This window comes from Nonomuraea sp. B1E8, assembly GCF_039871515.1.
Taxonomy (GTDB): domain Bacteria; phylum Actinomycetota; class Actinomycetes; order Streptosporangiales; family Streptosporangiaceae; genus Nonomuraea.
Genome location: NZ_JBDPLS010000004.1, coordinates 68,911 through 81,214, shown reverse-complemented (window position 1 = coordinate 81,214; position 12,304 = coordinate 68,911). Strand labels below are relative to the sequence as shown.

The 12,304-nt window shown below is 69.4% G+C and carries 12 protein-coding genes; 9 read left to right on the top strand and 3 right to left on the bottom strand.

What is annotated here, in order from left to right; translation table 11 throughout:
- Positions 1-75 precede the first annotated feature (75 nt).
- A complete protein-coding gene (locus ABGA98_RS15365; protein WP_347618953.1) occupies positions 76-708 on the top strand; it encodes a TetR/AcrR family transcriptional regulator in 633 nt (210 codons plus the stop codon).
- Positions 709-829: 121 nt separating this feature from the next.
- A complete protein-coding gene (locus ABGA98_RS15360; RefSeq protein WP_347618952.1) occupies positions 830-1,504 on the top strand; it encodes a YoaK family protein in 675 nt (224 codons plus the stop codon).
- Positions 1,505-1,511: 7 nt separating this feature from the next.
- Here ABGA98_RS15360 and ABGA98_RS15355 read toward each other — a convergent pair whose 3' ends face one another.
- A complete protein-coding gene (locus ABGA98_RS15355; protein WP_347618951.1) occupies positions 1,512-1,649 on the bottom strand; it encodes a hypothetical protein in 138 nt (45 codons plus the stop codon).
- A 332-nt stretch (positions 1,650-1,981) separates the two neighbouring features.
- Between ABGA98_RS15355 and ABGA98_RS15350 the strand changes: the two genes are divergently transcribed.
- Both ABGA98_RS15350 and ABGA98_RS15345 read left to right on the top strand, forming a co-directional pair.
- A complete protein-coding gene (locus ABGA98_RS15350; RefSeq protein WP_347618950.1) occupies positions 1,982-3,391 on the top strand; it encodes a serine hydrolase domain-containing protein in 1,410 nt (469 codons plus the stop codon).
- A gap of 460 nt (positions 3,392-3,851) precedes the next feature.
- Complete coding sequence (locus ABGA98_RS15345; RefSeq protein ID WP_347618949.1) at positions 3,852-4,154, top strand: hypothetical protein; 303 nt, start codon at positions 3,852-3,854, stop codon at positions 4,152-4,154.
- Positions 4,155-4,306: 152 nt separating this feature from the next.
- Here ABGA98_RS15345 and ABGA98_RS15340 read toward each other — a convergent pair whose 3' ends face one another.
- Both ABGA98_RS15340 and ABGA98_RS15335 read right to left on the bottom strand, forming a co-directional pair.
- On the bottom strand, positions 4,307-5,035 hold the full coding sequence (locus tag ABGA98_RS15340) for an SDR family NAD(P)-dependent oxidoreductase (protein WP_347618948.1): 729 nt from the start codon (positions 5,033-5,035) through the stop codon (positions 4,307-4,309).
- Positions 5,036-5,216: 181 nt separating this feature from the next.
- Positions 5,217-6,158, bottom strand: coding sequence for an RNA polymerase sigma-70 factor (locus tag ABGA98_RS15335; protein ID WP_347618947.1), 942 nt, complete (start codon positions 6,156-6,158; stop codon positions 5,217-5,219).
- A 571-nt stretch (positions 6,159-6,729) separates the two neighbouring features.
- Between ABGA98_RS15335 and ABGA98_RS15330 the strand changes: the two genes are divergently transcribed.
- From ABGA98_RS15330 to ABGA98_RS15310, 5 genes are read left to right on the top strand one after another with little or no spacing between them, the layout of a single operon-like run.
- On the top strand, positions 6,730-8,070 hold the full coding sequence (locus tag ABGA98_RS15330; RefSeq protein ID WP_347618946.1) for an extracellular solute-binding protein: 1,341 nt from the start codon (positions 6,730-6,732) through the stop codon (positions 8,068-8,070).
- A 57-nt stretch (positions 8,071-8,127) separates the two neighbouring features.
- Positions 8,128-9,084: a sugar ABC transporter permease gene (locus ABGA98_RS15325; protein ID WP_347618945.1), complete on the top strand. Its 957-nt coding sequence runs from the start codon at positions 8,128-8,130 to the stop codon at positions 9,082-9,084.
- Positions 9,081-9,911 carry a carbohydrate ABC transporter permease gene (locus ABGA98_RS15320; protein ID WP_347618944.1) on the top strand — a complete coding sequence of 277 codons (831 nt, stop codon included), beginning with the start codon at positions 9,081-9,083 and terminating at the stop codon, positions 9,909-9,911. Before ABGA98_RS15325 ends, ABGA98_RS15320 begins: the two co-directional genes overlap by 4 nt.
- Positions 9,908-11,317, top strand: a complete 1,410-nt coding sequence (locus tag ABGA98_RS15315) for a GH1 family beta-glucosidase (RefSeq protein WP_347618943.1) — start codon at positions 9,908-9,910, stop codon at positions 11,315-11,317. Before ABGA98_RS15320 ends, ABGA98_RS15315 begins: the two co-directional genes overlap by 4 nt.
- Complete coding sequence (locus ABGA98_RS15310) at positions 11,298-12,296, top strand: LacI family DNA-binding transcriptional regulator (protein WP_347618942.1); 999 nt, start codon at positions 11,298-11,300, stop codon at positions 12,294-12,296. The genes ABGA98_RS15315 and ABGA98_RS15310 overlap by 20 nt, the downstream gene beginning before the upstream one ends.
- The last annotated feature ends 8 nt before the right edge of the window (positions 12,297-12,304 follow it).

Genomic DNA, 12,304 nt, shown 5'->3' with positions numbered 1-12,304 from the left:
TGCCATGCGTACGACCGTAACCCGGCTACACTGAACCGGTCAAACCAATGTGATCACATCGAGAAGGGGGATGGCATGGCGGACCGGCGCACCCGTGGGCCCGGAGCCCAGCACGAGGAGCGGCGCCGGCAGATCGCCGACGCCGTCCTCGCCATCGTCGCCGACCGCGGCCTCGCCGCCGTGTCGCTGAGCGAGGTGGCGGCCCAGGCCGGCATCTCACCCGGCCGCGTCCAGCACTACTTCCCCGCCAAGCGGCAGCTCGTCGAGGCCGCCTTCGAGCGCGGCAACGAGCGGAGCAGCGCCCGCATCAGGCAGCGGGTCGGCCAGGACCTCGACGTGGCCGAGCCGCGCGTCGTGCTCACCACCGTGCTCACCGAGCTCATCCCCCACGACCCCGCGACCGAGGCCCACATGCGCGTGCGGCAGTCCTTCCACGCGCTCGCGTTCGCCGAGGAGGGCATCGCGGCCCGGCTGCGGGTGCTGTACGACGACTTCCACCGCCAGATGGCCGACCTCATCCGCGCCGACCAGCGGGCCGGGCGCATCGCCGCCGCCGTGGACCCCGGCCGGTCCGCGCCCGCCCTGGTGGCGCTGGCCGAAGGGCTGGCCGCGTACGTGCTCATCGACGTCGTCCCCGCGGGCGCGGCCCGCGAACGTGTCCTGGCGGCCGTCGACGACCTCTATCGCACGACGCCGTCACGCTCCTGAGCGTGTCGGGATTGCGGGAGCCGCGCGATCACGGAGAGTATCCGACTGTGATGCAGGCGAGAGGTCCCGCACCGGCGGCGAGCACGGGAGAGGCGCCTGACCGGCCGGCCGGGGCGGCGGGGTGACCGGAGGGCTGCGGTGGTTCGCCGACCGGCTCTTCCCTCCTGGCGCGAACCCGCACGACATCGTGCCCGCTCTGCTCGTTCTGCTGACCGTCGTGACCGGGATCGTGGACGCCGTCAGCTTCCTCGGCCTGCACGGCGTCTTCGCCGCCAACATGACGGGCAACATCGTCTTCGTCGGCTTCGCCCTGGCCGGGGAGGAGCGGCTGTCCCTGTGGGGGTCGCCGGTGGCCCTGCTGTCCTTCACGGCGGGCGCCTGGGCCACGGGACGGGCGATCGGGCGCGTGACGGACCAGCGCCGGGCGTTCGTCCTGCTCACCGCCGCGAACGCGCTGCTCGTGGCGGTCGCCCTGGTGACGGCCCAGCTGGCCGGTTTCCGCGAGCCGCCGGCGCAGGCGGCGCTCATCGCGCTGCTCGCCGGCGGCATGGGCATGCAGAGCGCGTCCGTACGCGAGCTGGCGGTGCCCGACATGAACACGAACGTCCTGACCACCACCCTCACCGCGCTCCTCGCCGAAGGCCGGGGGCGGGCGGCCCGGCGCCGGACCGCGGGTATCGCAGCGATGTTCCTCGGGGCGCTGGGCGGGGCCGCGCTGCACGTCGCCACCGGCCCCGTGCCCGCGCTGGCCGCGGCCACGGTCCTGCTCGCCGTCGTCGCCTTCGCGGCCCGCTAGGCGAGCGTTAGCCGGCCGGGTGGCCCGGAGGAGTTTCGCCTCCGGGCTCCCACAGCCGGTATCCGAACGAGTCGTCATGGAAGATCGACTCGGTTCGAGGCTCCAGCACCAGCGCGGCCACCGTCTGCGCCACCCGATCGGCCACGGTCAAGGGCTTTGGGCGGTTGTCGAATCGGCGCCGTTGAGGACATCGATGGTGATGGCCGCCCGGTGGTTGGTGCGGTCGACCTGACCTTTGGCGCGGTGTTCGGGGCATGTCAGCGGCGGCGTCAGCCCGGTGACGGCCCGATATCAGCGCGGCCGGCGATGGTGGATGCGATGAACGGTTCAGCGACTACACCCTCAGGGCTGCGAACCGGCCACGCCGACCTCGCTCCCGGCCCTCGTGCGTCGCTGACGGCTGCCCATGAGCGCCATGCCGAGACGGGGCTCGCAAGATCGAACACTGTGGATCGAACACTGTAGGTGAGGACATTCATGATGGGACAAGGCAACCGTGGCTTCTCCGCAGCAGGGCTGCGCAGACTGCGCGAGGTGCTGGCACGGCATGTCGAGTCCGGGCGGATTCCCGGGCTGGCCGCCCTGTTCAGCCGGGGCGGTGCAACGCACGTCGAAGCGTTCGGGACGATAGGCCGTGACGGTGGCGCGCCGAGGCGCCGACACACCGTCTTCCGGCCGGTGGCGGTCACAGCGCTGGCGGCCGGGCTGCTGGCCGGGACGATCGCACCCGCGGTGGCTACGGCGGATGTGGCCGCCGCGGACAGCAGCGCGGCCGTGTCGAGAGCCGTCGCCGGGCAGGATCGCCCAGAGCTGCAGAAGGCCGTCCAGGCGTTCGTCGATGCCGGTTTCCTCGGTGTGCAGGTGCGCATGAACGATGAGCGGGGCGAGTGGGCCGGAAGCGTCGGGCAGCGCAAGCTGGGCGCGAGCGCAAAGCCGCCGAAGAACGGGCATTTCTGGGTGGGCAGCGTCACCAAGACCTTCGTCGCGACCGTGGTGCTGCAACTGGTGGCCGAGGGCGAGATCGGGTTGGACGCCCCGGTGGCCGGCTACCTGCCCAAGCTCGGACTGGACCGGCGGATCACGGTGCGAATGCTGCTGCAGCACACCAGCGGTCTGTTCAACTACACCGGCGACCTCGACCCCGACGGGACATGGGTGCCCGGTCTCCCCGCGGCGGGCAAGGAGTGGCTGGACAACCGGTTCCACTCCTACCGGCCACAGGAGCTGGTGCGGTTCGCGCTGTCCAAGCCGGCGAAGTTCGCGCCCGGGAAGGACTGGAGCTACTCCAACACCAACTACACGCTGGCCAGGCTGCTGATCGAGAAGGTCACCGGCCATTCCTTCGACGCGGAGCTGAAGCGGCGGATCGTCGGGCCGCTCGGGCTGAAGGGCACCGTGGTGCCGGGCAACCGGGCACAGCTGCCCAGGCCGTACGCCCACGGCTACTTCCGCTACCAGGACGCCGGCCAGTGGAAGGTGGCCGACGTCTCCCGCCAGAACCTCTCCCTGTTGGCCGGCGCCGGTGACATGATCTCGACCACCAAGGATCTCCAGACGTTCTTCTCCGCGCTGAACGGCGGCAAGTTCCTGCCGGCCGAACTGCGGGCCGAGATGCGCACGCCGCACCCGAAGAGCGACCCCCTCTACGGCCGCTACGGCCTGGGGATGTTCGTGCAGGACCTGGGCCCGACCTGCGGCACCGTGCTCAACCACAACGGCAGCCCTCCGGGAGGGTACGCGGCGCTGATGTACAGCTCGCCCGACGGCGGCAAGACCCTGACCGCCTCGCTGACCGCCGGCGACGCCGCATTCGACCTCGCCACTTTTCCGAAGCTGCTGGACCGGCTCGTCAAGGCGGCGTTCTGCGGCGGGCAGACCGCAAGCTGACCAGGCCATGCCGGCGGCAGTGGCCGTCGGCATGATGCCGGTGACAGCTCCGCCGCGCGCCACGACATGGCCACCGCCCGGCCGTCAGGCCCGGGAGCACCCGAACCCCCGGGACTCTTGGTCTGAAGGGTCACCGCACACCACGACCCCGTCCGGCACGTCCGGCGGGGTCTGTTCACGCTTGATGCCCGTGAGGGAAGATCGAACCAGGTCTCCTCCGCGTTGTGCGGAGCCGACCGCACGATCCGGGTGATCCGCCCCGGACTCGGCGGCTCGATCCGTTCGGCCCGGCAGTGCTTGAGCAGCTCCTCCCGGACCCGGTCGGGCTGTCGCTCGGCGTGCGCGACGTTGACCGCCAGCCAGTCGGTCAGCTTGTCGGCGACCTAGTCGACCGCCTCATCGGGAAAGTCGGCCCGGCCGCGGGGGCGATCTGGGGCGGGCGGGCAGGCCGGCCGATCTGGTGCAGCACTTCGCGCTGCCGGTGCCCTCGCTGGTGATCTGCGAGCTGCTGGGTGTGCCGCATGCCGACCGCGCCGAGTTCCAGGAGCGTTCCGCCAGCATGCTGGACGCCTCCCTGCCGATGGAGCAGCGCGTCGCGGCGCAGCGGGAGGACCGCGCCTGCATGGCCGGCCTGGTGGGCCGCGCGCAGGCGGACCCGGGCGAGGACCTGCTCGGCATGCTGGTACGCGAGCACGGCCACGATCTCGGCACCGACGAGCTGATCGGCATCGCGAGCCTGCTGCTGCAGAAGCGACCAGGCTGAGCCGCTCACGCGAAGTCAGCCGTCACGGCACCGCTCGGGCCTGGGGGCCCTCCCGCGCTGTCGTTTCCTCCCGGGCGTGAACGTGAACGCCCGGGGTTCCACGCCAGATCACGCTGAAACATCTCGGCTCGTGCCGGCGCTCGCCAAGATGTTCACCAGGCGATGGGGCCGAGGCGATCGATGAAGACCCCGGTCGGCCCGTCAGAGGCGAGCGTCGCGAGCTCGATGATCGGATCGCTGCCCTCGGCGACCGTCAGCTCGCCCGTGTGGATGTTCATGTCGGTGGCGGTGAACTTGCCGGTGGCCACCTCGCCGGGGGTCACGGCGTTGAACTTGATGGCCGGCAGCGCCTGGGCGTATCGGACTGTGATCATGTTCAACGCCGCCTTGGACGAGGTGTAGGCGAGTTCGTACATCTTCGAGACGGCTTGCGCGGGGTCGGTTACGACGGCGATAGACCCCCCGGCGCCGGTGACCATCACCACCCGCGGGTTGTCGGCCGCCTGCAACAGCGGCAGGAACCCGTGCGTGACCCGGACCGGCCCGTACACGTTGGTGTCGTAGACGGCGTGGATGTCCTTGGCTGTCGCGTCCGCCGGGTTGACACCGCCGCCCGGCGTGCCGGCGTTGTTGATCAGCACGTCGATCCGGTCGGTGTGCTCCCGGACCAGCCGCACAGCCCCGGCCACCGACTCATCCGAGGTCACGTCCAACGGAACCATGATGACGTGTGCGCCGTCGGCGGCCAGCTTCTGCGCGGCGGCCCTTCCCCGACCCTCGTCACGTGAGCCGAGGAAGACCGTCCAGCCCAGCTCTCCGAGCCTACGCGCGGTCTCGTAGCCCAGCCCTTTGTTCGCTCCAGTGATCAATACTGAGGTCATGTTCTCTCCTGACATCGTTGTACTTATGGCCATGTGACGGTGCCGACCCGATTCCTGTGACACTGCCGATTGACGTGGTCACAAGGCGGGCCGGTCCGCACGTGTGCCGATGAACGGATTCCTTCGCTCGGGATGCTCCGCACTGCCGCGATGCCGTGATCAAGGCGCGGCGGCTGACGGACTACCTCAGCGTGAGTGGGGTCTCGGATGCGATGCGGGTCAGCTTCTGCGGGTTGCGGACGTAGTAGAGGCCGGTGATGCGGGCGTCCTCGACCCGGACCGCGATGACGCCGTCGATCTCGTCGTCCACGCGCAGGAGGAGTGCCGGGTTGCCGTTGACCAGGGTGGGCTCGCTGGTGAGCGCGATCCGGGCCTTGCCGAGGCCGTTGACGATCATGCGGGCCACCTTGTCGGCACCGGTGATCGGCTGCGGCGCGGCCTGCTTGACGCCGCCACCGTCGCTCACCAGAACGACCTCAGGGGCGAGCACGTCGAGCAGGCCCTGCAGGTCCCTGGTTTCCAACGCGCGCTGGAACGACTCCAGAGCCGCCCGGGTCTGGTTCGGGGAGACCACCTCGCGAGGCCGCCGGGCATCGACGTGCCGGCGGGCCCGGTGCGCGATCTGCCGGACGGCCGCCGGCGTCTTGCCGACGGCGGCCCCGATCTCCTCGTAGCCGATGCCGAAGACCTCGCGCAGCACGAAGACGGCCCGCTCGGTCGGCGACAGCGTCTCCATGACAAGCATCAGCGCCATCGACACGCTCTCGGCGAGTTCGACGTCCTCGGCCACGTCCGGCGCGGTGAGCAGCGGCTCAGGCAACCAGGAGCCGACGTAGTCCTCCTTGCGGCGTCTCATGGTGCGCAGCCGGTCCAGCGAGCGCCGGGTGACGACCCGCACCAGGTAGGCGCGCTGGTCGGACACCTGCCCAAGGTCGACCCTGACCCACCGCAACCAGGTTTCCTGCAACGCGTCCTCGGCGTCGGCCGCCGAGCCGAGCATCTCGTAGGCGACGGTGAACAGCAGATTGCGGTGGGCGAGAAACGCCTCGGTCGCCGGACCCATCCGGCCACCACCAGCCACCGGCTCGGCCGTGCCCGTCGCCGCATCCCGGCGCTTGTCCATACCTGACTCCTCGCCTGCTCACCCGCGATCCCTGCTCTATGCACAAGGCGCCGGAGCCCACCACTGTGTGACACTCGAGACCGGTGACACACGTCATATGCCCGCACTGTCACAAAGTCCGGGCGCCGACGCCGCGGCCAGGACGCCGTGCGGACGATGCGCGCGGCACGCCACTGCCCGAGTTGGTCGCCTCGGCCCCCGTTGCGCGGTGACCGCCGCGCTACCGCCACCGAAAAAGGAGCAAGGTCTGGTTCGGCCCGAGGCCTCGGCCGTAACTTCGTCGAGGCCGCACTAGATCGTCCTGATGACGCGCTGGCGACATGCCCTTGATGCGACACAAAAGATGTCTCTTGTGGTGGGAGCGCTCCCAATCAGCTCTTTGCGAGGTTTAACGTCATAAATCCGGTTACACAGTGATAAACCGCACCATTGGTAACGGTTGCGTTTCGCGGGATTGACGCACAGAGCGGGCAAGTGCACCCTTTGTGGGAGCGCTCCCAAAGACTCCCACCGCGGTGGAACGCGAGGCCGCGGTGCTCTCCCCACACATTCACCCGAGAAGGGGTCCACCATGATGATCAGCAAGCGTCGCGGCGGTCTCGCCGCGGCCTCGGCCCTGGCCGCGGTCGCGCTGGCCGTGGCGTCGTGCGGCTCCGGCGGCACTTCCGAGTCGAGCGGCTCGCCGGCCTCGTCCGCCCCGGCGGGACCGGTGACCATCCGCGTGCAGACGTTCGGCGGCGGCACCAACTTCGGCTACAAGAACGCCGTCGAGAAGTGGAACGCCGAACACAAGGACATCCAGATCCAGCACGAGAACCTGACCGACCAGTTCGAGCAGCAGTACTGGCCGCAGATGATCCAGTGGCTGCAGGCCGGCAGCGGCGCGGGCGACGTGGTCGGCATCGACGAGGGCGGCATGGGCCTGGCCAAGGCGCGCACCGAGTGGTGGGCCGACCTGAAGGAGTACGGCCTGGAGTCGCGCAAGGCCGACTTCCCCGCGTGGAAGTGGGAGAACGGCGTCACCGCCGACGGCAAGCTGTTCGCCCTGGGCACCGACATCGGCGGCATGAGCCTGTGCTACCGAAAGGACCTGTTCGAGAAGGCCGGGCTGCCGACCGACCGTGACGAGGTCAGCGCGCTGTGGCCGACCTGGGACGAGTACCTCGAGGTCGGCAAGCGGTTCCAGTCGAAGGTCAAGGACACCAAGTGGGCCGACGGCACCAACACGCTGTACCAGGTGGTGCTCTACCAGGAGGCGGCCAAGAACGGCAACGTCTCCTACTTCGACAAGGACAACAACCTGATCGTCGACAAGAACCCGGCGGTCAGGACGGCCTTCGACTTCGTGCAGAAGCTGAGCCAGCAGGGCCTGACCGCCAAGCTGCGCAACTTCACCGACGAGTGGGCGACGGGCACCCAGAAGGGCGCGTTCGCCACGCTGGGCTGCCCGTCCTGGATGCTCGGCGCGGTCAGCGGCAACGCCGGCGACGACGGCAAGGGCAAGTGGGACGTGGCCGCGGTGCCCGGCGGCGGCGGCAACTGGGGCGGCTCCTGGCTGGCCGTGCCCAAGCAGTCGAAGCACCCGAAGGAAGCGGCCATGGTCGCGGACTACCTGACGCAGGCGCAGACCCAGGCGAGCGTCTTCACCGACTTCGGCAACATGCCGAGCAACACCAAGGCCCAGCAGGACCCGGCGGTGCAGGGCGCGAAGAACGAGTACTTCAACGACGCCCCCATCGGTGAGATCTTCGCCAAGTCCGCCGCCAGCCTCCAGCCGGTCTTCCTCGGCGTGAAGCACGCCCAGGTCAAGAACGCCACCGAGGCGGTCATCCAGGGCATGGACGACGGCTCCGTCCCCTACGGCAAGGCCTGGCAGCAACTGGTCGACGACGCGGTCAAGGCCGCGGGCTGATCTCCCCGCCCGGCCCGCCCCGCGGCGGGCCGGGCACGTTGCCGTGAAAGGTCTGCTATGAGCATCGACACCCTTCCACGGGCGAGGCGGAGTAACTCTCGCCGCGCCCGTCCGCCCGGCCGCCGCTGGCGTTCCCGCCTGGACGTCAAGGCGATGCCGTACGCACTGGTGTCCCCGTACTTCATCCTGTTCGCCGCTTTCGGGCTCTTCCCGCTGGCGTTCACGCTCTACTACTCGCTGTACGACTACGACCTGACCGGCACCACCGAGTGGGCCGGGCTGGGCAACTACGCCGCGCTGCTGGGCGACGACGACTTCTGGCGCGCCACGGTGAACACGGTGGCCATGTTCGTCATCGCCACCGTCCCCCAGATGTTGCTGGCCCTGTTCCTGGCCAACGCGCTGAACAAGCGCATGCGCTTCCGGCTGGCGATCCGCATGAGCGTGCTGCTGCCGCTCGTCACGTCGGTCGTCGCGGTCGCGGTGGTGTTCACGCAGTTGTTCGCCCGCGACTGGGGCCTGGTCAACTGGCTGCTCGGCATGTTCGGGGTGGACAACACGAACTGGCGGGCCGAGCGGGTGCCGTCGTGGATCGCCATCGCCACCATGGTCGACTGGCGCTGGACCGGCTACAACGCGATCATCTTCCTGGCCGGCATGCAGACGATCCCGCGCGACCTGTACGAGGCCGCCTCGATCGACGGCGCCTCGCAGCGCAGGCAGTTCTGGCAGATCACGCTGCCGATGTTGCGCCCCACCATGATCTTCGTGGTGCTCAACTCCACGATCGGCGGCCTGACGTTGTTCTCGGAGCCGATGACGTTCTACAACGGCAACCCCGACGGCGGGTCGCAGGGCCAGTTCCAGACGGTGGCCATGTTCGTCTACAAGGAGGCCTTCCGCGAGTTCGACTACGGCTACGCCTCCGCGGCCGCCTGGCTGCTGTTCCTGCTGATCCTCATCGGAGCGGCGATCAACTTCCTGTTCGTGCGCAGGATCGGGGGCACACGATGACCATCTGGAAACCGTCCGTCCTCACGAGGGTCCTGCTCGGGCTGGCCATCTTCCTGTCGGCCTTCCCGCTGTACTGGATGCTGGTCATCGCCTCGCGTACGAACTCCGACGCGGTGGCCTCGCCGCCGAAGTTCCTGCCGGGCGGGAACCTGGGGCAGAACATCATCGCGGTGCTCAACCACCCCGAGGCCAAGTTCGTGGCCGGTCTGACGAACTCGTTCATCGTGGCGAGCGTCGTCACCGTCTCGGTCATCATCATCTCGACGCTGGCCGGCTTCGCGTTCGCCAACCTGAACTTCAGGGGACGCAACGCGCTGCTGCTGCTCGTGCTGCTGACGATGGCGGTGCCGCTGCAGCAGATGGGCGTGGTCCCGCTCTACCGGCTCATGGTGAGCCTGGAGTGGACGGGCACCCTCAAGGCGGTCATCCTGCCGTACCTGCTCAACGGGTTCGGCGTCTTCCTGATGACGCAGTACACGCGGCAGTCCGTGCCGATGGAGCTGGTCGAGGCGGCCCGGGTGGACGGCGCCGCCACGCTGCGCATCTGGTGGAACGTCGTGCTGCCCGCGGTCCGGCCCGGCATGGCCGTGCTCGGCATCAACACGTTCATGCTCATGTGGAACGACTACATGTGGCCACTGATCGTGCTCAACCAGGACAACCCGACCGTGCAGATCGCGATCAACTCGCTCAACGCGAGGTTCTCCACGGAGTACTCGTTGATCTTCGCAGGGACGGCGCTGTCCATCATTCCGCTCATCGCGGTATTCGTCGCATTCGGCCGCCAAATCGTCGGCGGACTCATGGAAGGTGCGGTCAAGGCGTGACGACACAAGAGGAACAGACGCGTACCGGGCTGCGCTTCCCCGCGGGTTTCGCGTGGGGCGCGGCGACCTCGGCGTACCAGATCGAGGGGGCCGTCGCGGAGGACGGGCGGGGGCGCTCCATCTGGGACACCTTCACCAGGCAGCCGGGACGGGTGCTCAACGGGCACAACGCGGACGTGGCCATCGACCACTACCACCGCTACAAGGAAGACGTCGCCGTCATGGCGGAGCTGGGCCTGTCGGCCTACCGCTTCTCGGTCTCCTGGCCCCGCATCCAGCCGACCGGCACCGGCAGGGTCAACCAGAAGGGCCTCGACTTCTACAAGCGGCTCACCGACGAGCTGCGCGAGCACGACATCGACCCCTGGCTGACCCTCTACCACTGGGACCTTCCCCAGGAGCTGGAGGACAAGGGCGGCTGGCCCAACCGCGACGTCGCCTACCGCTTCGCCGACTACGCGGCGACGGTGCACGAGGCGCTGAAGGACCACGTGCACACGTTCAGCACCGTCAACGAGCCGTGGTGCGCCGCGTTCCTCGGTTACGCCTCCGGCGAGCACGCCCCGGGCAGGCGCGAGCCGGAGAACGCGATCAGGGGCGCGCACCACCTCAACCTGGCGCACGGCCTGGCCGTGCAGGCGATGGGCGCCCGCCGCGTCGGCGGCAGCGTGAACCTGTACGCGGTCACGCCCGCCACCGGCAGCGCGGAGGACCTCGACGCGGCCCGGCGCATCGACGGCCTGCAGAACCGGTTCTTCCTGGACGCCATGCTGCTGGGCAGCTATCCGGAGGACGTGCTTGCCGACCTGCCCGTCGAGATGGACTTCGTCCAGGACGGCGACATGAAGATCATCAACGCGCCCATCGACGTGCTGCTCATCAACTACTACAGCCGCTTCACGGTCTCGGGAGCGCCCGGCGGCGCCCAGTCGGCCGCCGCGGCCCCCACGGACACGGGGTCGCCGTGGGTCGGCAGCGAGCACGTGTCCTTCGTCGACGGCGGCCGCCCGGTGACGGCGATGGGCTGGGAGATCGACGAGTCGGGCCTGGTCGAGGTGCTCACCAGGGTGGCACGCGACTACCCCGCCATCCCGATGGTGATCGCGGAGAACGGCGCCGCCTTCGACGACGTGCTCGACGACGGCCGCGTGCACGACCATGAGCGGCGGGCGTACGTCGAGGCGCACCTCGGCGCCTGCAAGCAGGCCATCGAGGCGGGCGTGCCCCTGGAGGGCTATTTCGCCTGGTCGCTCATGGACAACTTCGAGTGGGCCTGGGGGTACGGCAAGCGGTTCGGCCTGGTTCGGGTGGACTACGAGACCATGGAACGGCTGCCCAAGGACAGCGCGCTCTGGTACTCGGAGATCATCCGGCAGAATAGGCGACATGAACCGACCGACTCTTGAGGCAGTCGCTGCTCGGGCCGGTGTTGGCCGGGGCACGGTGTCGAGAGTCATCAACGGCTCGCCTAACGTCAGCGCCAGGGCCCGCGAGGCCGTCGAGCTGGCCATCCGCGAGCTGGGCTACGTGCCCAACCGCGCGGCGCGGGCGCTGGTGACGCGCCGTACGGACACCGTGGCCCTGGTGGTGTCCGAGTCGCAGTTGCGCGTCTTCGACGAGCCGTATTTCGCGGGCACCATCCGCGGCATCGGCTCGGCGCTGGCCGAGACCGGCCTGCAGCTGATCCTGGCCATGGCCAGGTCGCCGGAGGAACACGAACGGCTCGAAAACTACCTGACAGGGCAGCACGTCGACGGCGTGCTGCTCCTGTCGCTGCACGGCGCCGATCCGCTGCCGGGCCGGCTGGAGGCGATGGGCGTGCCCACCGTGCTCGGTGGCCGGCCCGTCGGCCTCGACCCCTACAGCTACGTCGACATGGACAACAGGGCCGGGGCCCGGCAGGCGGTCAAACACCTGCTGAGCCTCGGCCGCCGCGCGATCGCCACGATCGCCGGCCCGCAGGACATGGGCGTGGGCGTCGACCGGCTCTCCGGCTACCGCGACGCGCTGCTGCCCTCGGGCCTGCCGGAGCTGGTGTCCTACGGCGACTTCTCCGAGCAGAGCGGGGCCGTCGCGATGGCCGAGCTGCTGCGGACGCATCCCGAGCTCGACGCGGTCTTCGCCGCGTCCGACCCGATGGCGCTGGGCGCGATGCGCGTGCTCAAGGCCGCGGCGAAGGCGATCCCCGGCGACGTGGCCGTGATCGGGTTCGACGACTCCAAGGCCGCGCTCAGCGCCGACCCGCCGCTGACCACCGTCCACCAGCCGACCGAGGCCATGGGCCGGCAGATGGCCCGGCTGCTCGTCGCCCGCATCAACGGCGAGGAGCTGCGCCAGCCCGTCGTCATTCTCGACACGCACCTGGTACGCAGGGAGTCCGCCTGAGAGGAAGG

Bases quoted from the DNA above. Each gene is read 5' to 3' on its own strand.
- ABGA98_RS15365 (WP_347618953.1), top strand. From the start codon at position 76: ATGGCGGACCGGCGCACCCGTGGGCCCGGAGCCCAGCACGAGGAGCGG.
- ABGA98_RS15350 (WP_347618950.1), top strand. From the start codon at position 1,982: ATGATGGGACAAGGCAACCGTGGCTTCTCCGCAGCAGGGCTGCGCAGA.
- ABGA98_RS15340 (WP_347618948.1), bottom strand. From the start codon at position 5,035: ATGACCTCAGTATTGATCACTGGAGCGAACAAAGGGCTGGGCTACGAG.
- ABGA98_RS15335 (WP_347618947.1), bottom strand. From the start codon at position 6,158: ATGGACAAGCGCCGGGATGCGGCGACGGGCACGGCCGAGCCGGTGGCT.
- ABGA98_RS15330 (WP_347618946.1), top strand. From the start codon at position 6,730: ATGATGATCAGCAAGCGTCGCGGCGGTCTCGCCGCGGCCTCGGCCCTG.
- ABGA98_RS15325 (WP_347618945.1), top strand. From the start codon at position 8,128: ATGAGCATCGACACCCTTCCACGGGCGAGGCGGAGTAACTCTCGCCGC.
- ABGA98_RS15320 (WP_347618944.1), top strand. From the start codon at position 9,081: ATGACCATCTGGAAACCGTCCGTCCTCACGAGGGTCCTGCTCGGGCTG.
- ABGA98_RS15310 (WP_347618942.1), top strand. From the start codon at position 11,298: ATGAACCGACCGACTCTTGAGGCAGTCGCTGCTCGGGCCGGTGTTGGC.